This is a genomic window from Shewanella sp. SM23, from assembly GCF_025654295.1.
Classification (GTDB): Bacteria; Pseudomonadota; Gammaproteobacteria; order Enterobacterales; family Shewanellaceae; genus Shewanella; species Shewanella oncorhynchi.
The window spans coordinates 252,384-276,460 of the sequence record NZ_JAKKRM010000001.1 but is presented as its reverse complement, the minus strand read 5'-3'; the positions used below and the strand labels follow the sequence as shown (position 1 = coordinate 276,460).

22 protein-coding genes and 3 tRNA genes are annotated in these 24,077 nt (G+C 45.4%); 11 read left to right on the top strand and 14 right to left on the bottom strand.

Features of this window, described 5'->3' with window-relative positions; genetic code table 11:
• Positions 1–25: 25 nt before the first annotated feature.
• The 3 genes from pspC to pspA are packed head-to-tail and all read right to left on the bottom strand — an operon-like array spanning position 26 to position 1,339.
• A complete protein-coding gene (gene pspC / locus L5L98_RS01135; RefSeq protein WP_028760457.1) occupies positions 26–412 on the bottom strand; it encodes an envelope stress response membrane protein PspC in 387 nt (128 codons plus the stop codon).
• Positions 399–638 (bottom strand): envelope stress response membrane protein PspB, encoded by a 240-nt coding sequence (pspB, locus tag L5L98_RS01130; RefSeq protein WP_006081138.1) that lies wholly within the window; start codon positions 636–638, stop codon positions 399–401. Before pspB ends, pspC begins: the two co-directional genes overlap by 14 nt.
• Before the next feature lie 17 nt (positions 639–655).
• The gene (gene pspA / locus L5L98_RS01125) at positions 656–1,339 is read right to left on the bottom strand and encodes a phage shock protein PspA (protein ID WP_006081137.1); all 684 of its coding nucleotides are present in this window, start codon (positions 1,337–1,339) and stop codon (positions 656–658) included.
• Positions 1,340–1,516: 177 nt separating this feature from the next.
• On the opposite strand from pspA, the gene pspF reads away from it, so the two are divergent.
• From pspF to L5L98_RS01085, 8 genes are all read left to right on the top strand, one after another.
• Positions 1,517–2,608: a phage shock protein operon transcriptional activator gene (gene pspF, locus L5L98_RS01120; protein WP_263138183.1), complete on the top strand. Its 1,092-nt coding sequence runs from the start codon at positions 1,517–1,519 to the stop codon at positions 2,606–2,608.
• 69 nt (positions 2,609–2,677) lie between these two features.
• On the top strand, positions 2,678–4,303 hold the full coding sequence (locus L5L98_RS01115; protein ID WP_028760460.1) for an ABC transporter substrate-binding protein: 1,626 nt from the start codon (positions 2,678–2,680) through the stop codon (positions 4,301–4,303).
• Entirely contained in the window at positions 4,303–5,334 is a 1,032-nt protein-coding gene (locus tag L5L98_RS01110; protein ID WP_028760461.1) for an ABC transporter permease, read from the top strand. Before L5L98_RS01115 ends, L5L98_RS01110 begins: the two co-directional genes overlap by 1 nt.
• Positions 5,321–6,211, top strand: coding sequence for an ABC transporter permease subunit (locus L5L98_RS01105; protein WP_105252931.1), 891 nt, complete (start codon positions 5,321–5,323; stop codon positions 6,209–6,211). The genes L5L98_RS01110 and L5L98_RS01105 overlap by 14 nt, the downstream gene beginning before the upstream one ends.
• Positions 6,212–6,214: 3 nt before the next feature.
• Complete coding sequence (locus tag L5L98_RS01100; RefSeq protein ID WP_113938851.1) at positions 6,215–7,222, top strand: oligopeptide/dipeptide ABC transporter ATP-binding protein; 1,008 nt, start codon at positions 6,215–6,217, stop codon at positions 7,220–7,222.
• Positions 7,203–7,988, top strand: coding sequence for an ATP-binding cassette domain-containing protein (locus L5L98_RS01095; RefSeq protein WP_263138182.1), 786 nt, complete (start codon positions 7,203–7,205; stop codon positions 7,986–7,988). Before L5L98_RS01100 ends, L5L98_RS01095 begins: the two co-directional genes overlap by 20 nt.
• A 105-nt stretch (positions 7,989–8,093) precedes the next feature.
• Positions 8,094–9,296: an enoyl-ACP reductase FabV gene (fabV, locus tag L5L98_RS01090; protein WP_105252933.1), complete on the top strand. Its 1,203-nt coding sequence runs from the start codon at positions 8,094–8,096 to the stop codon at positions 9,294–9,296.
• Positions 9,297–9,434: 138 nt separating this feature from the next.
• Positions 9,435–9,647: a molybdopterin-binding protein gene (locus L5L98_RS01085; protein WP_006085368.1), complete on the top strand. Its 213-nt coding sequence runs from the start codon at positions 9,435–9,437 to the stop codon at positions 9,645–9,647.
• 192 nt (positions 9,648–9,839) lie between these two features.
• Here L5L98_RS01085 and L5L98_RS01080 read toward each other — a convergent pair whose 3' ends face one another.
• The 9 genes from L5L98_RS01080 to L5L98_RS01040 all read right to left on the bottom strand — a co-directional run bounded on the left by L5L98_RS01080 (position 9,840) and on the right by L5L98_RS01040 (position 18,937).
• Positions 9,840–11,705 (bottom strand): SurA N-terminal domain-containing protein, encoded by a 1,866-nt coding sequence (locus L5L98_RS01080; RefSeq protein WP_028760465.1) that lies wholly within the window; start codon positions 11,703–11,705, stop codon positions 9,840–9,842.
• A 225-nt stretch (positions 11,706–11,930) separates the two neighbouring features.
• The gene (gene hupB / locus L5L98_RS01075; RefSeq protein ID WP_006081127.1) at positions 11,931–12,203 is read right to left on the bottom strand and encodes a nucleoid-associated protein HU-beta; all 273 of its coding nucleotides are present in this window, start codon (positions 12,201–12,203) and stop codon (positions 11,931–11,933) included.
• 259 nt (positions 12,204–12,462) lie between these two features.
• Positions 12,463–14,820, bottom strand: coding sequence for an endopeptidase La (lon, locus tag L5L98_RS01070; protein WP_105252934.1), 2,358 nt, complete (start codon positions 14,818–14,820; stop codon positions 12,463–12,465).
• Between the two features lie 132 nt (positions 14,821–14,952).
• Positions 14,953–16,233, bottom strand: coding sequence for an ATP-dependent protease ATP-binding subunit ClpX (clpX, locus tag L5L98_RS01065; RefSeq protein WP_028760467.1), 1,281 nt, complete (start codon positions 16,231–16,233; stop codon positions 14,953–14,955).
• Between the two features lie 84 nt (positions 16,234–16,317).
• Positions 16,318–16,926, bottom strand: a complete 609-nt coding sequence (gene clpP, locus L5L98_RS01060) for an ATP-dependent Clp endopeptidase proteolytic subunit ClpP (RefSeq protein WP_063883148.1) — start codon at positions 16,924–16,926, stop codon at positions 16,318–16,320.
• Between the two features lie 89 nt (positions 16,927–17,015).
• Positions 17,016–18,320: a trigger factor gene (gene tig / locus L5L98_RS01055; protein ID WP_028760469.1), complete on the bottom strand. Its 1,305-nt coding sequence runs from the start codon at positions 18,318–18,320 to the stop codon at positions 17,016–17,018.
• Between the two features lie 261 nt (positions 18,321–18,581).
• A tRNA-His gene (locus L5L98_RS01050) sits at positions 18,582–18,657 on the bottom strand.
• 9 nt (positions 18,658–18,666) lie between these two features.
• Positions 18,667–18,743, bottom strand: a tRNA-Arg gene (locus L5L98_RS01045).
• A gap of 117 nt (positions 18,744–18,860) precedes the next feature.
• Positions 18,861–18,937: transfer RNA gene (locus L5L98_RS01040), tRNA-Pro, on the bottom strand.
• A gap of 364 nt (positions 18,938–19,301) precedes the next feature.
• On the opposite strand from L5L98_RS01040, the gene folD reads away from it, so the two are divergent.
• The gene (folD, locus tag L5L98_RS01035) at positions 19,302–20,156 is read left to right on the top strand and encodes a bifunctional methylenetetrahydrofolate dehydrogenase/methenyltetrahydrofolate cyclohydrolase FolD (RefSeq protein WP_263138181.1); all 855 of its coding nucleotides are present in this window, start codon (positions 19,302–19,304) and stop codon (positions 20,154–20,156) included.
• Between the two features lie 141 nt (positions 20,157–20,297).
• On the opposite strand, the gene cysS is transcribed toward folD, so the two are convergent.
• On the bottom strand, positions 20,298–21,677 hold the full coding sequence (gene cysS, locus L5L98_RS01030) for a cysteine--tRNA ligase (RefSeq protein ID WP_263138180.1): 1,380 nt from the start codon (positions 21,675–21,677) through the stop codon (positions 20,298–20,300).
• 140 nt (positions 21,678–21,817) lie between these two features.
• Here cysS and L5L98_RS01025 point away from each other — a divergent pair, with 140 nt between their 5' ends.
• Entirely contained in the window at positions 21,818–22,312 is a 495-nt protein-coding gene (locus L5L98_RS01025; RefSeq protein ID WP_198572192.1) for a peptidylprolyl isomerase, read from the top strand.
• 8 nt (positions 22,313–22,320) lie between these two features.
• The gene (locus L5L98_RS01020; protein WP_263138179.1) at positions 22,321–23,046 is read left to right on the top strand and encodes a UDP-2,3-diacylglucosamine diphosphatase; all 726 of its coding nucleotides are present in this window, start codon (positions 22,321–22,323) and stop codon (positions 23,044–23,046) included.
• Positions 23,047–23,213: 167 nt separating this feature from the next.
• Here the strand turns inward: L5L98_RS01020 and miaE are convergent, their stop codons facing one another.
• The gene (gene miaE / locus L5L98_RS01015) at positions 23,214–23,984 is read right to left on the bottom strand and encodes a tRNA isopentenyl-2-thiomethyl-A-37 hydroxylase MiaE (RefSeq protein WP_028760473.1); all 771 of its coding nucleotides are present in this window, start codon (positions 23,982–23,984) and stop codon (positions 23,214–23,216) included.
• Positions 23,985–24,077 lie beyond the last annotated feature (93 nt).

The window sequence follows — 24,077 nt, the reverse complement described above, 5'->3', positions numbered from 1 at the left end:
CGGACATGGCCGCCCTTTAGAAGGGTTACAAACTATTGATTTGTCTTTTTAAATCAAAGTTGTCAGAGGTGACATGGCGTTCTAAATTTTGTAGCCTAACTTCTAGACTTCGAAATTGACGACTCACGTCGCTTAGCGCTTGCTTTGCGGGTTCTCCCGACTGCCACGGCTTCTTCTTCACCTCGATATCGTCTCTATCGTAATGCTTTTGCGGCTTGATGTCTAAAATCACCCACAAAGCGACATAGATGATAAATACCACACCTGAGCCGCCGAGTAAGAAGATAGACACAGTCAGCACTCGCACTAACCAAGTTTCAATCGCAAAGTACTCGGCAATCCCTGCACATACACCCGCTATTTTGCCTGACTGGGGAATGCGGTACAAAGTACGGCCATTAGATCCTCTCATGTTTCCCCCTCCATTCGGGCGATTCTGTATCCAGAATGGCCTCTAAGGTCTCGATACGCGCCGCCATTTTATCGGCCTTGGATATCAAATCATTGAGTTGTGAAAACTCTTCCTCAGTGAGTCCCTGGCTCACTTGTCGCTTACTGCGATAATGAAGAACTAACCATATTGGCGCGACTATCACCATGAAAATAATAATCGGCGCCATTAGCACGTCCATATCCATAACTCACCTCTGAATTGTTATTCTTTTGACTTAGTTGGCGCTTTACCTTTTACCTTGGCTTTGAGCGCTGCCAGTTCTGCATTCACAGAATCTTCCGCTTCTAGCGCAGCAAACTCATCGGCTAAGGTCTTCTTGCTGCCAAGATCGTAAGATTCAACTTGGGCTTCTAAGCCTTCGACACGGCGCTCATATTGCTCAAACTTAAGCATAGCATTGTCGATCTTGCTTGAATCTAGCTGCTTTTTCACTTCTAAGCGTGATGACGCTGTTTGAGTGCGCAAAATAATGGTCTTTTGACGCGCTTTTGCATCGAGCAGCTTTTCTTGCAACATGCCCACTTCATCTTTCAAGCGTGCGATATGTTCATCGATGACGGCTAACTCTTGGTTCAGCGTATCTGCTAAACCGGTCGCTTTTTGTTTTTCAACTAAAGCGGCTTTCGCTAAGTCTTCACGGTCTTTGGACAGTGCCAGTTCAGCCTTATCTTGCCAATCTTGCACTTGCTCTAACACGCGGTTGATACGACGTTGCAGCTCTTTCTTTTCAGCTAACACTTTAGCTGAGGTAGAACGCACTTCAACGAGTGTGTCTTCCATTTCTTGGATAATCAGTCGAACCATTTTTTCTGGGTCTTCGGCTTTATCCAGCAATGCGCTGATATTAGAGTTAATGATATCGGCGAAACGAGAGAAAATTCCCATAATCCTATCCTCAAATTGATGTTGGTCTCGTACAAGGTAATACACTAACCGTGCCAACTTTTACTTCTTATTTAAATACAGTAGCTTAAACAAAATATTAACTTTTACTTCCTTTTACGCTTCAAGCCACTTATTATCATTTTCACCAAATTTTAGCGCGAAAGACTAAAAAATATCGTGGATAATAAATTTCAGCAAGACAACCTCATCGGTCAATCCAACGCCCTACTCGAAGTGTTAGAACATGTGTCGCAAATAGCGCCTCTGTCTAAACCCGTACTGATTATTGGTGAACGTGGTACAGGTAAAGAGCTTATTGCCGAACGCTTACATTATCTGTCTAAGCGCTGGGATCAAAGTTTTATTAAGCTAAACTGTTCATCTTTGAGTGAAAATTTACTCGAGAGTGAATTATTTGGCCATGAGTCAGGAGCCTTTACTGGCGCCAAAGGCAAACACGAAGGCCGCTTTGAGCGCGCCGACGGCGGTACCTTATTCCTCGACGAATTAGCCAACACCTCAGGACTTATCCAAGAAAAGCTCCTGCGTGTCATTGAATATGGCGAATTTGAGCGGGTCGGCGGTAGCAAAACCGTGCAGGCTGATGTTCGTTTAATCTGCGCCGCCAACGAAGATTTACCATCACTTGCTGACGCAGGCGAATTTCGTGCCGATTTGCTCGATAGACTCGCCTTCGATGTAATTACTCTGCCACCGCTGCGTTGCCGCCCAGAAGACATCATGACGCTGGCGGAGTATTTCGCCGTTGGCATGGCACGCCAATTAAAGCTGCAGCTGTTCAGCGGTTTCAGCGCACATGCGGTCGAGCAATTAATGACCCACGACTGGCCGGGTAATATCCGTGAACTTAAAAACGTTGTAGAGCGCAGCGTTTACCGTAATGGCGGTGAAAATAGGCCCATCGATCATATTACCCTCGATCCCTTTGCTTCACCGTATCGGCCTAAAACGCGGATCAAGACCCGCGAACGTCAAATCACCTCAGTCGCGCCAACAACTATTGCCAGTACGCCACAATCTGCGCCGACATTTGAGGCTGAAGTGCAAGTCAATACTGAGTATTCAACGAATTGCTTTAATTTTCCGCTGGATTTTAAAGAGCAAACGGAGCAGTACGAAATGGATCTGATCCAGCAGGCACTTTCAAACAGCCAATATAACCAAAAGAAAACCGCCGACATGCTCGGATTAAGTTACCACCAACTGCGTGGCATCCTTAAAAAGTACAATTTACTTGATAAAGCATAAGCAGATTGCCCACGGGGGAGATGCACTGCTAAAATAGCCGTTCATAGTCGATAAAATAATGATTTATAAATGAGTGTGCTAATTAGACGCCTGTGCCTAACAACTGCAGTTTCTTGCATGAGTTGGTTGTTGGTCGCGTGTGGGCCCCAACGACTCCCTTCTGGTTTGGTGTATTGCTCCGAAGGGAACCCTGAGTCTTTTAATCCACAATTGGTGACATCTGGCACGACAATCGATGCCACCTCACATCAAATTTATAGTCGCCTAGTGGATTATGACACCCAATCAGGCAAGCTTGTCCCTGCCTTGGCGACGAGTTGGGCCATGTCTGATGATGGCTTAAGCTATCGTTTCACTCTCAGGGAAAACGTGCAGTTCCAGCATTCGAAGCGTTTTTACCCAACTCGCCCCTTTAATGCCGACGATGTGTTGTTCTCCTTTAATCGTATTATCGATACCCAGCATCCTTATCATTTTGTCTCCCGCACGGGTTATCCCTTCTTCCAAAGTATTGGCTTTTCTCAGCAAGTTAAAGGGATAGAGAAGATAAACGACCATGAAGTGGTCTTTTACTTAACCCGCAAAGACGCTTCTTTTTTGTCAAATTTAGCCACCGACTTTGCGGTGATCTTATCCAATGAATACGCGCAGCAGCAGTTAGCTTTAGGTCATCCTGAAAACGTCGACCACTTTGCCATTGGTACAGGACCGTTCACCTTAGTGCAATACGCTAAAAACGAATATATCCGCTATCGCCGTAATCCCGATTTTTGGGGAGAGCCAGCAAAAATCGATATGTTGGTATTTGATATCACGCCCAAAAGTACAGTTAGGCTCGCTAAGCTTATCGCGGGGGATTGCAGCGTTTCTGCGCTGCCCAAAGCAGGTGAACTGCCTGTTATCAAACAGCATCAAGAATTAAACATCGAATCACAACCAGGTCTTAACGTAGCATTTTGGGCCTTTAATACACAAAAGCCACCGTTAGATGATGTTCGCGTACGTCGTGCACTTGCCTATGCTGTTGATAAACAAAATATCCTGCGAGCGGTTTATCAAAATACTGCCATTGAAGCCACCGGCGTTCTGCCGCCAGCATCATGGGCCTACGAAAATAACAAAGGACTTGTCGATTACAATCCGCAAAAAGCACGCGACCTATTAAAAGAAGCGGGTATAAAAAATCTCAGCATCAATATTTGGGCCATACCGGTTGCCCGTGCTTATAACCCCAATTCGTTGAAAACGGCCGAATTAATTCAATCCGATTTAGCAAACATCGGCGTAAAAGTGAATATCGTCAGTTACGATTGGAGCGTATTTAATCAGAGACTGAGCCGCGACGACTATGATTCTGTGCTGATTGGCTGGAATGCTGATAACAGCGATCCCGATAACTTTTTTAATCCGCTGCTGAGCTGCGCAGCAATGCAATCAAACAACAATCGTTCTCGCTGGTGTAACCCTGAGTTTGATGCCATCTTAAACAGCGCAAGGGAAGTATCAGATCAAGCGGAACGTAAAGTGATTTATCAACAAGCAGAAGCCTTTTTAGCTGAACAAGTACCTATGCTTAGTCTGGCCCATGCCAAACGTGTAGCGTTAACTCGCAGTGATATCAAGGATATGCAGCTTACGCCTTTTGGTGGGATTTCCTTCACCCATACTAGCCAAGCACCACAGGAGGCGAATTAATGTTTACATACCTACTGCGTCGCCTCAATTTATTTCTTGCTACTTCGTTAGTCATGGTGGGTGTCTTATTTTACGCTACAGGCTTGTTTCCAGTTGAGCGCACCTATGCACTCACTGGCATACATACACCGACGGCGACCCAACTGGTTCAAATAGAACAAGACTACAAATTAGATAAAAACCAAGCGTGGCAATTTATCGCTTACCTACAACAAAGGCTTAGCGGTAATTTAGGGATTTCAGTCACGTCACATCAAGAAGTCGCCGAAGAACTCAGTGCCGTCCTGCCCGCCTCCTTCGAACTTGCTGTGATGGCGGGCATTATCGCAATTTGCTTGGGCGTGCCCTTAGGCGTGCTCGCCTCCCAGAGTCAACATAAGCTCACCCAAAATACCATTATGGCGATTACCCTAACGGGCTACTCTGTACCCGTATTCTGGTTAGGCCTTTATCTTTCGCTTTGGTTTGGAGTCGATCTTGGTTGGTTACCAATTTCGGGACAAATCAATTTGCTCTATGAAATCAAGCCCGTCACTGGCTTTATGCTAGTGGATACCTTGTTGTCAGAGTCAGAATACGGCATGTCGGCATTTAAAGATGCCCTGCTGCATATCATTTTGCCTGCCACAACACTGGCCGTATTACCTTTTACTGTAGTGGTTCGTAGCACCCGTTCGGCAATGGTGAATGTGATGAATCAAACCTTTATCCGCGCCGCCGAAGCCAGAGGCATGCATACTGGCACGATTATACTGCGCCACGCCCTGCCCAATGCGTTAATCCCCGTACTTAAACATTTAGGGCTAATGCTTGGCTCATTTGCCAGTTATGCCATAGTGGTTGAAATGATTTTCTCTTGGCCTGGTGTAGGATCTTGGCTAGTTTCAGGGATTTACCAACGGGACTATACTGTTATCCAAGGTGGGATTTTGGCCGTGGCCCTATTGATTATCTTCCTAAGTATCTTGATTGAAGTGCTGCACACAGCCTTTAATCCACTGAGCAGAAAAGACCTTTATGCCACCAGTTAAAATTTATCAAGAAGATCAAATTGCCTCTCCGACTATGCGGGTTTGGATTAACTTTTCGGCTAATCCTTTCGCCTTAGCGGGTCTATGGACGATTGCATTTCTGCTCTTGCTAACCCTGTTTGGCCCTATGATTGCGCCCTTTCCGCCAGAAGCACAAGATCCAAGAGCCTTGCTATTGCCACCCTCTTGGGACCCTTCAGGGACAGTGGCGCACTTTTTAGGGACTGACGATCTCGGCCGCGATATTTTCAGCCGATTATTACACGGCGCGCACTTGACCTTTGGCATGGCGCTGCTGATCGTCGTTACTGCATTATTCACAGGCTTTATCATAGGGTCGTTGTCGGGCATGATGCGGGGCTTAAAATCCAGTATTCTTGGTCATTTGCTCGATGCGCTGTTATCAATTCCTTCATTATTAATGGCCATTTTAGTAGTTGCTGTAATGGGACCAGGGCTTGAAAATGTGTTCTGGGCAGTCGGGATAGCGTTAACCCCGCAATTTGTGCGCTCCATACACCAGTCGGTACATGAAGAATTGCAAAAAGAATATGTCACAGCCGCGCGTTTAGACGGCGCGAACTCGATGCAAATTTTTTGGTATGTCATTATGCCAAACGTGTGGGAAGTGGTGATAATTCAAACCACACTTGCCATTTCAGCTGCTATTTTAGATATCGCTGCCCTGGGTTTTTTAAGCTTGGGCGCACAGGCGCCGAGTCCAGAATGGGGCGCAATGGTCGCCCAAGGGATGGATAATTTACTAACTGCACCTTGGGCCGTAACTATCCCAGGCTTAGCGATTCTTTTCAGTGTGCTTTCCATTAACTTGGTTGGCGATGGCCTACGGTCGGCGCTTGCGCCCATCAGAAACTAACTTATGCCCTTACTCGACGTACGAAATCTAACGATTGAACTCGATACGCCCCACGGTAGAGTGCGGGCGCTAGAAAAAGTCAGCTTAACACTCAATGCGGGCGAAATTCATGGGCTAGTGGGTGAATCTGGCTCAGGACGAAGTTTGTTAGCCAGAGCGATTTTAGGCATCCCCGGCCCCAACTGGACTATTACTGCAGACCGCATGATGTGGGATGGCAATAACTTGATGGCCATGAGCTCAAAAGAGCGCCGTAATCTGATGGGTTCAGACATGGCAATGATCTTCCAAGATCCGTCTGGCAGCTTAGATCCAGCACAAACCGTTGGCAGTCAGTTAATGCAAGCTATGCCTAAAAATCCCAACGCCTATTTTTGGCAACGGCGCAGGCATGCAAGACTTACAGCACAGAAATGGCTGCATAAAGTCGGGATCAAGAATCCGCGGCAGGTGATGTCTAGCTACGCATGGGAATTATCCGAAGGCGAATGCCAAAAGGTGATGATTGCGATGGCGGTTGCTAACCAGCCTCGCCTCTTGATTGCAGACGAACCCACAAGCTCGATGGAGCTCAGCACTCAGGCGCAAATTTTCAGATTATTATCCCAATTAAATCAATTACAAAACGTATCGATTCTATTGATCAGCCACGAGCTGGAAACCTTAGCCCAATGGTGCGATCACTTATCCGTGCTCTATTGCGGTCAAGTCATGGAATCTGGACCGACGGACGAAGTGATTAAGCAGCCTTATCATCCTTACACTAAGGCGTTACTCGAAAATATGCCCGACTATTCAGGCTCAGGTGGTCACAAGGCGATTATGCCTACCCTACCGGGTTCTGCGCCCGCCTTACAGCATTTGCCTATTGGTTGTCGTTTAGGGCCACGCTGCCCTGAAGCACAAAAAAAATGCGTTAATCAGCCAAATTTGAGTCATATCAAAGACCGCTATTTTGCCTGTCATTTCCCTTATCACGGCGAAACCCATAATGACGACCCCACTGCTTAAAGTTAATGACCTTTATAAAAGATATGATACTGGTTATAAGGGCTTTTCCCGCCAATATAACGATGCATTAGCGCCCGTATCCTTTGAACTCGAACGCGGTGAAACCTTAGCGATAGTGGGTGAGGCGGGTTCAGGTAAAAGTACCCTCGCCCGCATTTTAGTCGGCGCAGAGCCCCGCAGTGGCGGCGAGATTTTTTTCGAAGGTGAAGCCTTAGACAGTCGCGATATAAAACAAAGATGCCGCTTAATTCGGATGATTTTCCAAGATCCGAATACTTCACTGAACCCGCGCCTAACGATTGGTCAATTGCTCGATGAGCCGCTGCGTTTCAACACCCAAATGTCTGCGCAATCGCGGCACACCCAAGTGGTCGATACCTTACGAAAAGTAGGTTTATTACCCGAGCATGCGGAGTTTTATCCGCACATGATTTCCGAAGGGCAAAAACAACGAGTCGCAGTAGCACGAGCCTTAATGCTCAATCCTAAAATTATCATTGCCGATGAAGCCTTAACCGCTCTGGACCTTTCGGTGCGTTCGCAAATTCTTAATTTGCTGCTAAAACTGCAAAAAGATCTCGGCTTGTCTTATATCTTCGTGTCCCATAATCTCAATATTATTCGCCATGTCAGCGATAAAATTATGGTACTGCACAAAGGTGTAATGGTTGAAAAAGCTGATACAGAACAAATATTTAACTCACCAAAACATGAATACACCCAGAGGTTGGTCCAAGAGCAGAGTCTGTTTGTTCATAAACGCTAAACTGCTCCAACCACTTAAATAATCAGGTGAATTGGCTAAAAATAGGTGCCATTTACCCGCCGAAATATTTATCCTATTGGTCATTTTGATAGAAGAAGCTTAAATATGATTATCAAACCAAAAATTCGTGGATTCATTTGTACCACTACACATCCTGTCGGTTGTGAAGTAAACGTTCAAGAACAAATCACCTTAACTAAAGCAAAAGGCAAGATCGCTAACGGCCCGAAAAAGGTATTAGTAGTCGGTTCATCAAGTGGTTATGGTCTGTCTTCACGTATCGCAGCCGCTTTTGGTAGCGATGCCGCAACGATTGGCGTGTTCTTCGAAAAGCCTGGTACTGAAGCGAAACCAGGTACTGCAGGTTGGTACAACTCTGCCGCTTTCGACAAATTTGCTAAAGCGGAAGGTTTATATTCTAAAAGCATTAACGGCGATGCCTTTAGCCATGAAGCTAAACAAAAAGTCATCGAGCTTATCAAGCAAGATCTCGGTGAAATTGACATGGTTGTTTACTCACTGGCATCACCAGTGCGCAAACTCCCAGATTCAGGTGAGCTTATCCGATCAGCTTTAAAACCCATTGGCGAAACTTACACAGCAACTGCCGTTGATACCAATAAAGACTGCATCATTGAAGCCACCGTTGAGCCAGCAACTGAGCAAGAAATTGCCGATACTGTCACTGTTATGGGCGGCGAAGATTGGGAACTGTGGATCAAAGCCTTATCTGAAGCCGGTGTATTAGCCGATAACTGCAAAACCGTAGCCTATAGCTATATAGGTACAGAACTGACATGGCCAATTTACTGGCACGGCGCCCTTGGCAAGGCCAAGATGGATCTGGACCGCGCTGCAAAAGCGTTAAATGAACAACTGTCAGCCACTGGCGGCAGCGCAAATGTTGCAGTGCTAAAGAGCGTTGTGACTCAAGCGAGTTCGGCCATTCCTGTCATGCCTTTATATATCGCTATGGTATTCAAGAAAATGCGTCAGGAAGGTCTCCATGAAGGTTGTATGGAGCAAATCTATCGCTTATTCAGTGAGCGCCTATTCCGTGCCGATGGTGCAAAACCTGAGACCGACAGTGATAATCGCTTACGTTTAGATGACTGGGAACTGCGTGAAGATATTCAGCAACACTGCCGTAATTTGTGGCCACAAGTGACCACAGAAAACTTATCAGAATTGACTGATTACCGTGAATATAAAGCTGAATTTATTAAGTTATTTGGTTTTGGTATCGAAGGCATTGATTACGATGCCGACGTTAATCCATACGTTGAGTTTGACGTTATCGAACTCTAATCAACTCGATAGCGAATCACTGCTTATCACAAACGTTAAACGCCACTTTTTAGTGGCGTTTTTATTTATAACTCCCAGATTAAGATGCGCTACACTAGCTGCAGTTGACCCCTAATAATCCCTCAATAAGGAAAATCAATGAAAATTAGCGCAAGAAACACCCTCAGCGGTACAATCAAATCCATAGAAATGGGCGCTGTAAACAATGAAGTGACAATCGAACTTGCACCCGGTGTCGTACTGACCTCTGTGGTGACTAAAGCTTCCTGTGAGCGCCTAGGGCTCAAAGTGGGTGATTCGGCTTATGCCCTCATCAAAGCCAGCAGCGTAATGATTGGCGTTGATGATTAACCATTCAATTCAGTAACGTGGCGATTGAAGTAATGGAATATGGAGTCTGACAGTGTTGCTATAGCGGATATCCTTCGAACTTCATTGGTAAACTTTATCGAATTAAAAACAAAAAGGCCAAGTGAACTCACTTGGCCTTTTCTATTTAATCAGTCGGATAGTAAATTTAATAACTCGCTATCCTCACTGAAATTATTCTTCTACAGGGTAAAGCACCTTGGCATTAGCTTTAAGCGAATCGATCAAGCCACGGTAGTCTGCTTCACTGTATTGTGCGTTCAGACGTTGTTTAAGTGCATTAACTAGCTCATCACTCACGCCTTCTGCAGCATTGACTTTATCCAGTGCAACCACAGCATAACCGTTTGCTAAACCGACGGTATCGACAACAGGAGTTGTACTTGGTGTTGGCATTTGGAACGCTTTGCCTACAATCGCAGCATCAACGTCTTGCGCGCCACGGCCTAGTTTCGCTTTAGACACTAAACCAAGATCAGTTGCACCCGCTTTAACTTGTGCCATCAATTCCTGTGCTTTTGCACGGGCGGCTTCGTTTGCTTGATCTTGCTTCAAGCGCTCAGTGATGTTGGCTTTCACTTCAGCTAAGGCCAAAGTACCCGCATCGTGATGTTCTTTCACTCGGATAACAACCACATGGTTAGGTTCAAGCTCAATCACTTCACTGTTTAAACCTTTCAGCATTACAGTTTCAGAGAAGGCTGCTTTAACTAAGTCAGGCTTGTTTAGCTCAGCAGGTGCGTTATCGCGAGAAAACAGTGCTGTAGTCTTAACATCAACGCCAACAGCTTTTGCGGTTTCAGATAGTGTATCTGGCACTTCATAGCTGGTATCCGCTAATTTACTTTGTAAGCTATAGAACTGGTCAACCGCTTTCTTATCTTGCAATTGAGCCACTATCTTAGCTTTCACATCAGCAAACGGTACAGTCGCGCCAGATTGCACATCTAATAGCTTGATAATGTGGAAACCAAAGTCTGTTTTAACCACCGCAGAATGTTGGCCTTTATTTAATGCAAATAAAGCGGCATCAAATGCGGGGTCCATTACACCAGGTTCAAACCAATCCAGTTTACCGCCCTGCTCTGCACTCAAAGTATCATCAGAGTTAGCTTTAGCCAGATCAGCAAAATCGGCACCGCTATCTAATTGCTTAGCGAGATCTTCAGCCTTGGCTTTTGCTGCCGCTTCATCGTTACCTGGCATAACCAAAATATGCGCGGCAAGACGCTTCTCGTTAGAAACATATTGTGCTTTATGTTCTTCGTAATACGTTTGTGCTTCTTCATCAGAAACTGGATTATTTTTAGCAAAATCAGCAGCATTCAGTTCAACATATTCTAGGCTCACCATCTCAGGGCTCATAAACTGCCCTTGGTTTGCGTCGTAATAGTTTTTCACTTGCTCGTCAGTCACAACCGCTGTCGCTAAGAACGGTGCAGAATCGACAATAACATAGCGCACATCACGGGTTTGGCCTTGTAACTCAGCCAATTGCTTAGCTTCGCCAGGTAACACGAATTCAGTACCCACAAGGGCCGCAGTTAACTGACGACGGGTCATATCGACACGCATCATGTCTCTGAAAGTCTGTGGCTGATAACCTAACTGACGCAGAATCGCCTGATAACGATCGTTATCAAATTTACCATCAGTTTGAAATGCCGGTTCAGCTCTCATTGCAGCAACAATTTGCTCGTCAGATACACGTAGACCCATAGCCTTAGCAGCTTGATCTATCAACTTGTCAGCCACTAAGCGTTCTAATACGCTCTGCTTAATGCTTTGTAAGTATTTTTCGTCAGCAGATAACGCAGCAAACATTTCACCTAGCTGTTGCTCCATGCGAGAGCGCTCGCTCTGGTACGCCTGCTCTAGCTCGGCTTTAGTGATCTTGTCACCGTTCACTTCTGCCGCAGGCACATCAGTTGTTGAACCTAAGTAACTACTGACTCCTGCAAATGCAAAAGATAAAATCACAAGTACGAGAATGCCTTTAGCAATCACGCCTTGCGAACCATCGCGGATCTTTTCTAACATCAGATTTCTCGCTTGTTGCGATTAACAAAATAAAAAGGCGCATCAGGTTGAGATGCGCCTTTCTGTAATTTATGGGGAATATTCAGACGCTACCACTGGTAAATTCTAAAACCCCGAGTAATGGTAGAAATTAAGCTTCATATTCCATTACTTTCAATTCGTAAAAAGCACTGATAAACAGTGCTTGTCATTACGAACGCCTTACAAAGGCTACGATATTAATGATTAATTAACAGCGTCTTTCAGTGCTTTACCAGCTTTGAATGCAGGAATTTTAGCTGCTGCGATTTTGATTTCTTCACCCGTTTGTGGGTTGCGACCAGTACGCTCAGCGCGTTCACGCACTTCAAAAGTACCAAAACCAACAAGAGAAATTTTATCACCTTCTTTCAGACCTTCGGTCACAGCAGCGATAAAAGAATCCAGTGCTCGGCCAGCAGCGGCTTTAGAAATGTCAGCACCAGATGCGATTTTCTCGATTAGTTCAGATTTGTTCATGTCATCCCCTTGAATGTAATTTTTTTGCGCCGCAACCAAATCCGTCTCTAGAGCGGTCTGCGGAGGCTTTTATAACAAGCTTGAATTCAAAGTTCAAGCTGAGTTCGAAAACCAAAGAATTAAAACTGGATACAGCTCAAAGCCAGTTGCGCCAAGGGCTTGGAGCAGCTGGCTCTCCACAGACCTAGGCTACCACAGGTCTGCGCTTTGTTAAGCCCCTTTTTTCATTTTTTTTAACGTGATAGCGCAATTTCTTGCGTTATGCCAAGTTTTTAACCACTTCGAAGCCTTCCACCGGCCTTTCTAGTGCCAGTTTTAACACTTCATCGACCCAACGCACGGGACGAATTTCTAAATCGGCAATCACATTGGCAGGAATTTCTTCCAAATCACGCTCGTTTTCTTTTGGAATAAGCACCAATTTTATGCCGCCGCGGTGTGCTGCTAGCAGTTTTTCTTTCAAACCACCGATAGGTAACACTTCACCACGTAAGGTTATTTCACCTGTCATGGCCACATCAGCACGCACGGGGTTACCCGTTAAGCTTGATACTAACGCGGTACACATAGCCGCACCGGCAGATGGACCATCTTTGGGTGTCGCACCTTCTGGCACATGCACGTGGATATCACGCTTCTCGTAGAAATCCGCATTGATACCTAATTGTTCCGCACGGGCGCGAACAACTGTCATCGCTGCTTGAATCGACTCTTGCATCACGTCGCCAAGGGAACCGGTATAGGTTAACTTCCCTTTACCTGGCACTGAGGTTGCTTCAATCGTCAGTAAGTCACCGCCCACCTGAGTCCAAGCTAAGCCAGTCACTTGACCGATTTGGTTCTTAGACTCGGCTTTGCCGTAATCAAAGCGCTGCACGCCAAGGAAAGACTTAAGATTCTCTTGGTTGACAGTCACAGACTTTACCGACTTGTCGAGCAAAATCATTTTCACGACTTTACGGCAAATCTTAGACAATTCACGCTCGAGTGAACGCACACCCGCTTCACGGGTGTAATAACGGATAATGCCAACGATAGCACTATCATCTACTTTAATTTCAGTGGCTTTTAAACCATTGCGCTCGATTTGCTTATTCAGCAAATGTTGCTTAGCAATATTCAGCTTCTCGTCTTCGGTGTAACCCGATAAACGAATGACTTCCATACGGTCAAGTAGTGGCCCAGGAATATCCATAGAGTTTGACGTTGCAACAAACATCACATCGGATAGGTCGTAATCGACTTCGAGGTAATGATCGTTAAAGGTCGCATTTTGCTCAGGATCTAACACTTCTAATAAAGCAGAAGCCGGATCGCCGCGCATATCAGAACTCATCTTGTCGATTTCATCAAGCAAGAATAACGGGTTTTTCACGCCGACTTTAGCCATCTTTTGAATGACTTTACCTGGCATAGACCCAATGTAAGTACGGCGATGACCACGGATTTCCGCTTCATCACGCACGCCACCGAGGGCAACACGCACATACTTACGACCGGTCGCCTTAGCGATCGATTGACCTAGCGAGGTTTTACCCACACCTGGTGGCCCCACTAAACACAGGATTGGCCCTTTAAGCTGACGCACTCGGCTTTGGACTGCCAAATATTCCAAGATACGTTCTTTGACTTTTTCAAGGCCAAAATGATCGGTGTCGAGTACTTCTTGGGCTTTGGCTAAATCACGTTTGATTTTAGAGCGTTGGCTCCAAGGCACCGCTGTCATCCAATCGACATAACTGCGAACAACCGTCGCTTCAGCCGACATTGGTGACATCATGCGTAACTTGTTAAGCTCGGCGAGGGCTTTCTCTTTCGCCTCAGCGGGCATGTTAGCCTCTTCAATCTTACGATTTAAGGCTTCAAATTCGTCATGGCCTTCATCTAAGTCACCCAGTTCTTTCTGGATGGCTTTCATCTGTTCGTTCAGATAGTACTCACGCTGACTCTTTTCCATCTGTTTTTTAACGCGAGTCCGGATACGTTTCTCAACCTGTAATAGGTCGATCTCCGATTCCATCATCGCCATTAGATATTCCAGACGTTCGCCGACGTTGACCATCTCAAGCACAGATTGCTTATCTTCAAGCTTAAGTGGCATGTGTGCGGCCATAGTATCGGCCAGACGCGCCGCTTCATCGATACCCGATAAAGAGGTCAAGACTTCTGGCGGGATCTTTTTGTTCAGCTTGATATAACCTTCAAACTGACCAATAGCACTGCGCACTAACACTTCTTCTTCTTTGTCTTCCAGCGGTTCTGATTCCAGATACTCAGCCTTAGCCACAAAAAATTCTGTTTCTTGGGTATAACGGGTAATACGGGCGCGACGACCGCCTTCAACCAGCACTTTGACTGTACCGTCTGGCAGCTTAAGTAACTGTAAAATAGAGGCAACCGTACCCACTTCGAAGATGTCATCTTTTGATGGTTCATCGAGCTCGGCATCACGCTGCGCCACTAAAATAATTTGCTTATCCTGCGCCATTGCCGTTTCGAGACATCGAATAGATTTTTCTCGTCCGACAAATAACGGAATTACCATATGGGGATAGACCACCACATCTCGCAGTGGCAGCACGGGGAGTTCGATATGCGCTTCACGCTCTTGGGTCATAGTTCGATTCCGTTTTGGTGAAATGGATTAATACTGGAGTATATTGGGACGCTTTATGGAGTTTCAATGGTTAATACGAAAAAAGGAGTCCATTGGACTCCTTGTTTTTCAGTTTATTAGCGATCAGTACAATTATTGTTCGCCTGATGCCACTTGGGCCTCATTGTGCTCGTAAATCAAGATTGGGGCAGATTCCCCTTTCACTACTGATTCATCCACAACGGCCTTCACCACACCGTCAACGGATGGGATATCGTACATAGTATCCAGCAGAATACTTTCAACGATGGAGCGTAGGCCACGGGCACCTGTCTTGCGAGACATGGCTTTGTGAGCAATCGCTTTAAGCGCATCTTCGCGGAACTCAAGCTCAACCCCTTCCATCTCAAATAACGCACTGTATTGCTTAGTTAGGGCATTTTTAGGTTGAGATAGAATTTGTACTAAAGCTTCTTCATCCAGCTCAGTCAGAGTCGCAACCACTGGCAGACGACCAATAAACTCAGGGATTAAACCGTATTTGACTAAATCGCCAGGTTCTACTTGTGATAACGTTTCAGAGATCGTCGCTTTCTCTTTCTCGCCTTTCACCTGTGCACCAAAACCAATACCCGAGCCAACGTGCGCACGTTGCTCAATCACTTTCTCAAGCCCTGCAAACGCACCACCACAGATAAACAGGATCTTAGAAGTATCGACTTGTAAGAATTCTTGCTGTGGATGCTTACGGCCACCTTGTGGTGGAACCGCGGCAACAGTACCTTCAATCAGCTTAAGCAGTGCTTGCTGTACACCCTCACCCGATACGTCACGGGTGATTGATGGATTGTCTGACTTACGGCTAATTTTATCGATTTCATCGATATAAACGATACCACGCTGCGCCTTCTCAACATCGTAGTCGCACTTTTGCAGCAACTTTTGAATGATGTTTTCAACGTCTTCACCCACATAACCCGCTTCAGTCAGCGTAGTAGCATCTGCCATAGTGAAAGGCACATTGAGTGAGCGCGCAAGGGTTTCAGCCAGTAGGGTTTTACCGCTACCCGTTGGACCGATAAGCAAAATATTACTCTTGCCCAGCTCGATACCATCTTTAGGCGATGCATTTTTTAAACGCTTATAGTGGTTATACACTGCCACAGAAAGCACTTTTTTCGCTCTGTCTTGGCCAATAACATAATCGTCTAAATGTGCACGCAACTCATGTGGTGTCGGTAATTTATCGCTATCACGCTTTGGAGAGATTTCTTTAATCTCTTCACGAATGATGTCGTTACATAACTCAACACATTCGTCGCATACATACACTGATGGGCCAGCAATGAGTTTTCTGACTTCATGCTGGCTCTTTCCGCAAAAAGAGCAGTACAGCAATTTACCGCTGTCACCATTATTTTTGTTGTCGCCCATTAATTACCTCATTTGCAGTCTGCTCTACTGCCTGTCTTAAATTTGCTTAACTTTTACAAAGCATAGCTCAGTCAAAAGCAAAAATCAGCCGCGTTTCGTCATCACAGAGTCAACTAAGCCATATTCGACGGCTTGAGTTGCACTCATAAAGTTGTCACGATCAGTATCGCGTTCAATCACTTCGAGCGGTTGACCTGTGTGTTCAGCGAGCATTAGGTTAAGCTTATTTTTAATGCCTAAGATTTCTTTGGCATGAATAGCAATATCTGATGCTTGACCTTGGAAACCACCCAGCGGTTGATGGATCATCACGCGAGAGTTTGGTAAACAGTGACGCTTACCCTTCTCACCACCAGCTAACAAGAAAGCGCCCATACTAGCGGCTTGGCCGATACAGACAGTGCTAACATTCGGTTTGATAAACTGCATGGTATCATAAATCGCCATGCCTGCGGTGACAGAGCCACCAGGAGAGTTAATGTATAAAAAGATATCTTTATCTGGGCTTTCTGATTCTAAGAATAATAATTGCGCCACGATAAGGTTTGCCATGTGTTCTTCAACTTGACCTACCAAAAAGATAATCCGCTCTTTCAACAAACGAGAATAAATATCGTATGAGCGTTCACCCTTAGCAGTCTGTTCGATCACCATAGGCACTAAAGCACTTTGTATGTCTGACGCATTATGCATTATTCACTTCCCTAAATAAAAATGGCTCGCATGAGGAGCCTCATACGAGCCATTATAAATGGCGAACAGCTAATCAAGTCAAGCTTAGCTTATGCGCGACCGGTAGCCTTGTTCATAAATTCTTCAAAAGCGACTTGTTTTTCGGTCACTTTGGCAGATTTCAACAGTGCTTCAACCGCTTGCTCTTCTAAAGCAACGTTGCGCATGTTTTGCATCAGCTCTTTGTTGCTGTTGTAATAAGCAACTACTTCACTTGGATCTTCGTAGGCTGAAGCCATAGAAGCGATCAAGCCTTGTACGCGTTCATCTTCCGCTTTCAGTTCGTTAGTCTTGATGACTTCGCCTAATAGCAGACCGATTTTAACACGACGTGCAGCTTGTTCAGTGAACAATTCAGCTGGCAGTTCTGGCATGTTAGCCGATTGGCCGCCAAAACGTTGCATGGCTTGTTGACGCAAAACGTTAACTTCGCCATCGATCAATGCTTTTGGCAAAGTGATATCGTTGTTAGCTAACAGACCATTGATCACTTGCTCTTTCACGTTAGCTTTTAACGCTTGCTCAAGTTCACGGTTCATGTTTTTACGGATTTCAGTTTTAAGGGCTTCTAAGCCACCTTCGCTGATACCAAACAGAGCAGCAAACTCATCGTTTACTTCTGGCAGGTTAGCCGCTTGCACTTCTGTCAGCGTAATCGCAAACTTAGCCGCTTTACCTTTCAGGTTTTCAGCGTGATATTCTTCAGGGAAGTTCACGTCGATAACAAATTCTTCGCCCGCTTTGTGACCTAAGATACCTGCTTCAAAACCAGGGATCATACGGCCGCTACCTAATTGCAGTTCGAAATCATCAGCTTTGCCGCCTTCAAATTCTTCACCGTCAACTGAGCCAACAAAGTTCATTTTCACTTTGTCGCCATCGGCAGCTTCACGTTCAACAGCAGCGAAAGTTGCGTGTTGTTTACGTAAGGTTTCAATCATAGTGTCAACGTCAGCGTCAGTCACTTCAGCTTTTGGTTGTTCTACTTCGATTGCATCTAAGCCTTTCAGCTCAACTTCTGGATAGATTTCAAAGGTAGCGATAAATTCGAACTTTTCGCCATCAGTTGAACCAGGAACAAAAGTCGGTGCACCGGCTGGGTTTAACTTCTCAGCAATAATTGCTTCGATGAAGTTACGTTGCATCACTTCACCCATGATGTCTTGACGAATCGCTGCGCCGTAACGTTTGTTAATCACAGTAACAGGCACTTTACCAGGACGGAAACCTGGGATACGAGCACGCTTAGCTTCACGTTGTAAACTGTCTTTAACCAGCTTTTCAATTTGTTCAGCAGGAACAGAAATGGTCAGGCGACGCTCTAGGCCTTGGGTTGCTTCAACAGAAACTTGCATTGTTTTACCTCGAAATTTGTCTAACGTCCTTTGTAATAGCCGATTCATCAACTATTCAGGTATTCGTTTCTTGATCATTAAATTTGACTACAATGCCCACCACTACTGGCTTTAGGCACAGGTCGCTCATAGTTGATATCTATCAAGACGCGACATTATAGCCACCGTTTTCTGCAGAGTCGAGCCTCAACAGCCGAATCTGGGGTATAAAAAAAGCGACACAAGGTCGCTTTTTTTAATTTGTACTCAAAGTACTAAAAATGGGGTGACTGATGGGGCTCGAACCCACGACAACCGGAATCACAATCCGGGACTCTACCAACTGAGCTACAATCACCACTGAAACTGGTACGCCCGGCAGGATTCGAACCTGCGACCACCCGCTTAGAAGGCGGGTGCTCTATCCAACTGAGCTACGGGCGCATGGTTTACAGAATTTTCTGTATCCTAACCGATTTGGAAAGCATTTATGCTAACCCTATCACTCGCCTATTTGAGTCCAAATTATCTTTGAATTCATCGAAGCAAACGATAATAAAGTGGTCGGTGATAGAGGATTCGAACCTCTGACCCTCTGGTCCCAAACCAGATGCGCTACCGGACTGCGCTAATCACCGAAGGTCTTACATTTTACTTGGTATCAACTCAGAGGGTTCCCTCTGGTCGACTCTCATCCAAAATCTGGATGCACTATCGGACTGCGCTAATCACCTAAGCTCTTACATGACAGTTTCAGCGCAAGATGAACACATCTGCCTGAGAACGGAGCGCATCTTATCCCCTCACTTTACACCCGTCAACGATTTTTTTATCGTTCGACTCTAGGTGCTGAATTATCAGGCTAATCTGGTTTTTTTTATCCACTTGGCAACGGCTTTAACCATGACACAGTAGCTGTGCCCTGTTAAAATAGCCACGATTGCCAATCTCTGTGTTAACTACTGTTTTCACCATCGCCCATATAAAGGATATCCTACACCCATGACAGCCCAAATAATCGACGGCAAGGCGATTGCTCAATCCATCCGCACTAAGCTCAGCGAAAAAGTCACCGCCCGCAAAGAGGCTGGACAACGCGTACCGGGTTTAGCCGTAATATTAGTGGGAGCCGATCCGGCATCACAAGTTTATGTTGGCAGTAAACGTAAGGCTTGTGAAGAAGTTGGATTTATTTCTCGTTCATACGATTTAGAAACAAACTGCACTGAAGATGAATTACTCAACCTGATTGATAGTCTGAATGATGATCCGACCATCGATGGCATCTTAGTGCAACTGCCATTACCCACGCATATCGAAGACTCAAAAGTCATCGAGCGTATCCGCCCAGATAAAGATGTCGATGGATTTCACCCGTACAACGTCGGTCGTTTAGCCCAGCGTATTCCGGTGCTGCGCTCTTGTACCCCAATGGGAATAATGACACTCATCAAATCCACCGGCGTTGATACCTATGGTTTAGATGCTGTTGTGGTTGGCGCATCGAATATTGTCGGCCGCCCAATGACCTTAGAGTTGCTGCTGGCTGGCTGTACCACCACTACTTGCCACCGCTTCACTAAGAATCTCGAGCAAAAAATCCGTCAGGCAGATCTCGTGGTCGTTGCTGTGGGTAAACCTGGCTTTATTCCTGGCGAGTGGATCAAGCCCGGCGCTATCGTCATTGACGTAGGCATTAACCGTTTAGATAACGGCACCTTAGTCGGCGATGTGCAATATAACATTGCAGCGCAAAATGCCAGCTTTATCACTCCAGTCCCCGGCGGTGTTGGCCCGATGACGATTGCAAGCCTATTAGAAAACACCTTATATGCTGCCGAGCAGTATCATGACTAGGTTCTAGGTTCTAGGTTCTAGGTTCTAGGTTCTAGGTTCTAGGTTCTAGGTTCTAGGTTCTAGCAAGCATAAAAAAACCTGCATGATGCAGGTTTTTTATTTACTGAAGATTTTCTTGAATTAAAAATATAGCGAATAAGCTTATTTCTTACGCCAAGTGGTGCCACTTGGACCATCTTCAAGCACAACGCCCAAAATATCTAAACGATTACGCGCCACATCCGCAGCAGCCCAATCCTTTTCGGTACGAGCACGGTTACGCTCAACGATTAAGGCTTCGATTTCGGCCACTTCATCGTCACTACCGCCGCCTTGAAAGAAGGCCTCTGGCTCTTGGCTTAATAGACCTAACACATCCGCTAATTGCTTCAAGGTGACCGCTAACGCAGATGCCTGTGCCATATCGGTCAGTTTTAAACGATTGATCTCACGCACCATGTCAAAAAGGACTGAATAGGCTTCAGGTGTATTAAAGTCATCATCCATCGCCGCTTTAAACTTAGCGACAAACTCTTCTGCAGGCGCCGCAACGACAGTTAAGTCGACATCTTTAATCGCCGTATACAAACGCTCTAAGGCTGAACGCGCTTGTTTCAAGTTATCTTCTGAATAGTTCAGTTGGCTACGATAATGGCCCGATAATAAGAAATAACGCACAGTTTCAGCATCATAGTGACCAAGCACATCTCGAATGGTGAAGAAGTTGCCTAAGGACTTAGACATCTTTTCACGGTCAACCATCACCATGCCAGTGTGCATCCAATAGTTGACGTATGGTGTGTCATGGGCACAGCAAGACTGGGCGATTTCATTCTCATGATGTGGGAACTGTAAGTCAGAGCCGCCGCCATGGATATCAAAATGCAGACCTAAATGTTTGCTGTTCATGGCCGAACATTCGATATGCCAGCCAGGACGACCCGGTCCCCATGGGGATTCCCACGTTGGCTCGCCAGGTTTAGACATTTTCCACAACACAAAATCCATTGGATTTTGCTTGGTTTCGTCCACTTCAACCCGAGCACCAGCTTGCAGTTGATCTAAATTCTGGCCCGATAAACGGCCATAATCAGGATATGAGGCCACACTGAAAAGCACATCACCATCGCTCGCCACATAGGCATGGCCACGGGCGAGTAATAACTCAACCATGTCGATGATTTCAGCAATGTGAAGGGTCGCGCGCGGTTCAAAATCGGGGCGCAACATATTTAAGGCATCGAAGTCTTGGTGCATTTCACCAATAAGACGTTCGGTTAAGGCTTCACAGCTTTCGTTATTCTCGTTAGCGCGCTTGATGATTTTGTCATCAACATCAGTAATATTGCGCTGAAAATTCACTTCATAACCCGCGTAACGCAGGTAGCGCACTATCATGTCGAAGGAAACAAAAGTACGGCCATGACCAATATGACAGAGATCGTATATGGTCACACCACACACGTACATCCCAATTTTCCCGGGATTAATTGGCTTAAATTCCTGTTTTTGGCGGGTAATACTGTTGTAAATCTTCAACATCGATATTCTCTTCAATGATACATTCAGGTGTAAAATCAAGGAGTCAGTCTATCACGGCCTGACAGGTTTTGAATACTGCACTTTGCGCGCAATCCGAGATAAGTTAGAATCGCGCCACTATTTACACTGAGTATGAAAACATGATCACATTACACACTAATTTAGGCGACATTAAACTGCAACTGAACGCTGAAAAAGCACCGTTAACAGTAGCAAACTTCATGAAATATGTTGACGAAGGTTTCTTCGACGGCACTATCTTCCACCGTGTGATAGACGGTTTCATGATCCAAGGTGGTGGCTTCAACGAAGACATGAGCCAAAAGCGTTGTAACGAGCCAGTGAAGAACGAAGCCAATAACGGTTTATCAAACCGTACTGGTACTGTCGCTATGGCGCGTACTTCAGATCCACATTCAGCTACTGCGCAGTTCTTCATTAACGTGAACGACAACACTTTCCTCGATTTTAAATCAGAAACCTCACAGGGCTGGGGCTACTGCGTATTCGGCGAAATCGTTGAAGGCATGGACATTATCGAAAAAATCAAGGCCGTTAGCACTGGCAACCGTGGTATGCATCAAGATGTGCCATTAGAAGCCATTGTGATTGAAAAAGTCAGCGTCGCGGCATAATACGGCGAATGCGAACTCTATTTATAGGCGATCTGCACCTGAGTGCAGATCGCCTTGATATCACCCAAGCGTTCACTCACTTTCTCGACACTGAACTCGATGATGCTGACGCCCTTTATATCCTAGGCGATTTGTTTGAAGTCTGGGTTGGTGATGATATTGCCTTGCCTTTTGCCCTAGACATCGCCGAAAAACTCAAGCAAGTATCACAAAAGTTGCCCGTGTATTTTATCCATGGCAACCGTGACTTCATGCTAGGCAAACAATTTGCGCGCACCGCAGGCATGCAAATTTTACCCGAAGTCACTCGCCTCAATTTATACGGTGTCGACACTGTAATTTTGCACGGCGACAGCTTATGTACTTTAGATAAGGCCTACCAACGCTTTCGAAAACTACGCAGTTTATCGCTGTCTCGTTGGTTGTATGGTTGTTTATCCAAGAAAACCCGTCAGGGCATTGCTGATAAAATTCGCAGCAAGAGCAAGAACAGCAATAAGCAAAAGAGTTACACTATCATGGATGTAGAGCCCAATGCGGTCGATGTGTTATTTGCCAAGACACACACTAAGCATATGATCCACGGACATACCCACAGACCGGCCATTCATCAACTTGCCAATGGCTGTAAGCGTATAGTGGTTGGCGATTGGTATGAACAAGGCAGTGTGCTCAGTGTGAGCGCTGAAGGGATTAATTTACAGTCCTTACCCTTCGACCCGACGATGACCTAAAGGCATTGGCTTAAGTAAGCCTCATTTAGCGTTACTTAAGCTTAAATGGCTTAAATTTTTAGCTTTAATAGCTTGAAAATACTGTGATTAACGGTTTGTTAGAACCGTTAATCTTTTCAGCTGTATGAACTTAACTCTACTCGTTTGGGGAAGCAAAGCCGTTCAAATTAATTTAATAGAGGCGACCCACTGTGGAAACGAAACTCATCATCCTGCGCTAAAATCAACTCAGCTTCTAACTCGCCAAAGTACTTCACTCGCTCGCTAATATCCTCAGGTGAAACCAACTGAGCTAACGCAAGATAATCTTGATAATGTCGAGCTTCAGAACGCAGCAGTGACACATAAAACTTACTCAACTCACCATCTAAATAAGGCGCGAGTTTAGCGAAGCGCTCGCACGAGCGAGCCTCAATATATGCCCCTACAATCAACTTATCCCGCAAAATATCTTTCTCATGGGTTGTCACATGACTCATCATGCCCTTGGCATAACGCCCCGCGCGAATATTGCGGTAATCAATACTGCGCTTATGCATTAAATCCAATACTTGTTCAAAATGATGAAACTCTTCTTTAATCAAGCGGATTAAAGGTGAAACTAAATTCGCAGCAAACTTAAAGTTGGGCTTAGGTATAAGGTCAGTTACCAACTCATTCTTTTTCACATCACGGGCTAAAAAACTTTCCACATCATGTTCTTGCGAATAAATAAACTCTTCATAGGGTTTAGCCCACGCCAACAGAGCTCGACCACTGTCTTTATCTAACGCATATTTTCGTAGCAAAAAAATCGCTGTCTGAGCGGCTTTTAACTCACAGTTACAATGGTCGATCAGCAACTCATCCAAGGAATCTGATTTTATCGCAACATCAATCCAAGTTTGCGGTGTTTCACAGTGAAGAAATGCGTGGATGGGGGCAAGAAGTTGCAGCATGGACTCACTCAATATCATTCTGAATATCGCACTATTTTACGCATATTTACTCATAAGCTATAGCATTAGGCTTAAGTAAACTTGACGCGCTGA

What these genes read in the sequence shown, in the direction of transcription:
- pspC (WP_028760457.1), bottom strand. Translation starts at nt 412, where the DNA reads ATGAGAGGATCTAATGGCCGTACTTTGTACCGCATTCCCCAGTCAGGC.
- pspB (WP_006081138.1), bottom strand. Translation starts at nt 638, where the DNA reads ATGGATATGGACGTGCTAATGGCGCCGATTATTATTTTCATGGTGATA.
- pspA (WP_006081137.1), bottom strand. Translation starts at nt 1,339, where the DNA reads ATGGGAATTTTCTCTCGTTTCGCCGATATCATTAACTCTAATATCAGC.
- L5L98_RS01115 (WP_028760460.1), top strand. Translation starts at nt 2,678, where the DNA reads ATGAGTGTGCTAATTAGACGCCTGTGCCTAACAACTGCAGTTTCTTGC.
- L5L98_RS01110 (WP_028760461.1), top strand. Translation starts at nt 4,303, where the DNA reads ATGTTTACATACCTACTGCGTCGCCTCAATTTATTTCTTGCTACTTCG.
- L5L98_RS01105 (WP_105252931.1), top strand. Translation starts at nt 5,321, where the DNA reads ATGCCACCAGTTAAAATTTATCAAGAAGATCAAATTGCCTCTCCGACT.
- L5L98_RS01100 (WP_113938851.1), top strand. Translation starts at nt 6,215, where the DNA reads ATGCCCTTACTCGACGTACGAAATCTAACGATTGAACTCGATACGCCC.
- L5L98_RS01095 (WP_263138182.1), top strand. Translation starts at nt 7,203, where the DNA reads ATGACGACCCCACTGCTTAAAGTTAATGACCTTTATAAAAGATATGAT.
- fabV (WP_105252933.1), top strand. Translation starts at nt 8,094, where the DNA reads ATGATTATCAAACCAAAAATTCGTGGATTCATTTGTACCACTACACAT.
- L5L98_RS01085 (WP_006085368.1), top strand. Translation starts at nt 9,435, where the DNA reads ATGAAAATTAGCGCAAGAAACACCCTCAGCGGTACAATCAAATCCATA.
- L5L98_RS01080 (WP_028760465.1), bottom strand. Translation starts at nt 11,705, where the DNA reads ATGTTAGAAAAGATCCGCGATGGTTCGCAAGGCGTGATTGCTAAAGGC.
- hupB (WP_006081127.1), bottom strand. Translation starts at nt 12,203, where the DNA reads ATGAACAAATCTGAACTAATCGAGAAAATCGCATCTGGTGCTGACATT.
- lon (WP_105252934.1), bottom strand. Translation starts at nt 14,820, where the DNA reads ATGACCCAAGAGCGTGAAGCGCATATCGAACTCCCCGTGCTGCCACTG.
- clpX (WP_028760467.1), bottom strand. Translation starts at nt 16,233, where the DNA reads ATGGGCGACAACAAAAATAATGGTGACAGCGGTAAATTGCTGTACTGC.
- clpP (WP_063883148.1), bottom strand. Translation starts at nt 16,926, where the DNA reads ATGCATAATGCGTCAGACATACAAAGTGCTTTAGTGCCTATGGTGATC.
- tig (WP_028760469.1), bottom strand. Translation starts at nt 18,320, where the DNA reads ATGCAAGTTTCTGTTGAAGCAACCCAAGGCCTAGAGCGTCGCCTGACC.
- folD (WP_263138181.1), top strand. Translation starts at nt 19,302, where the DNA reads ATGACAGCCCAAATAATCGACGGCAAGGCGATTGCTCAATCCATCCGC.
- cysS (WP_263138180.1), bottom strand. Translation starts at nt 21,677, where the DNA reads ATGTTGAAGATTTACAACAGTATTACCCGCCAAAAACAGGAATTTAAG.
- L5L98_RS01025 (WP_198572192.1), top strand. Translation starts at nt 21,818, where the DNA reads ATGATCACATTACACACTAATTTAGGCGACATTAAACTGCAACTGAAC.
- L5L98_RS01020 (WP_263138179.1), top strand. Translation starts at nt 22,321, where the DNA reads ATGCGAACTCTATTTATAGGCGATCTGCACCTGAGTGCAGATCGCCTT.
- miaE (WP_028760473.1), bottom strand. Translation starts at nt 23,984, where the DNA reads ATGCTGCAACTTCTTGCCCCCATCCACGCATTTCTTCACTGTGAAACA.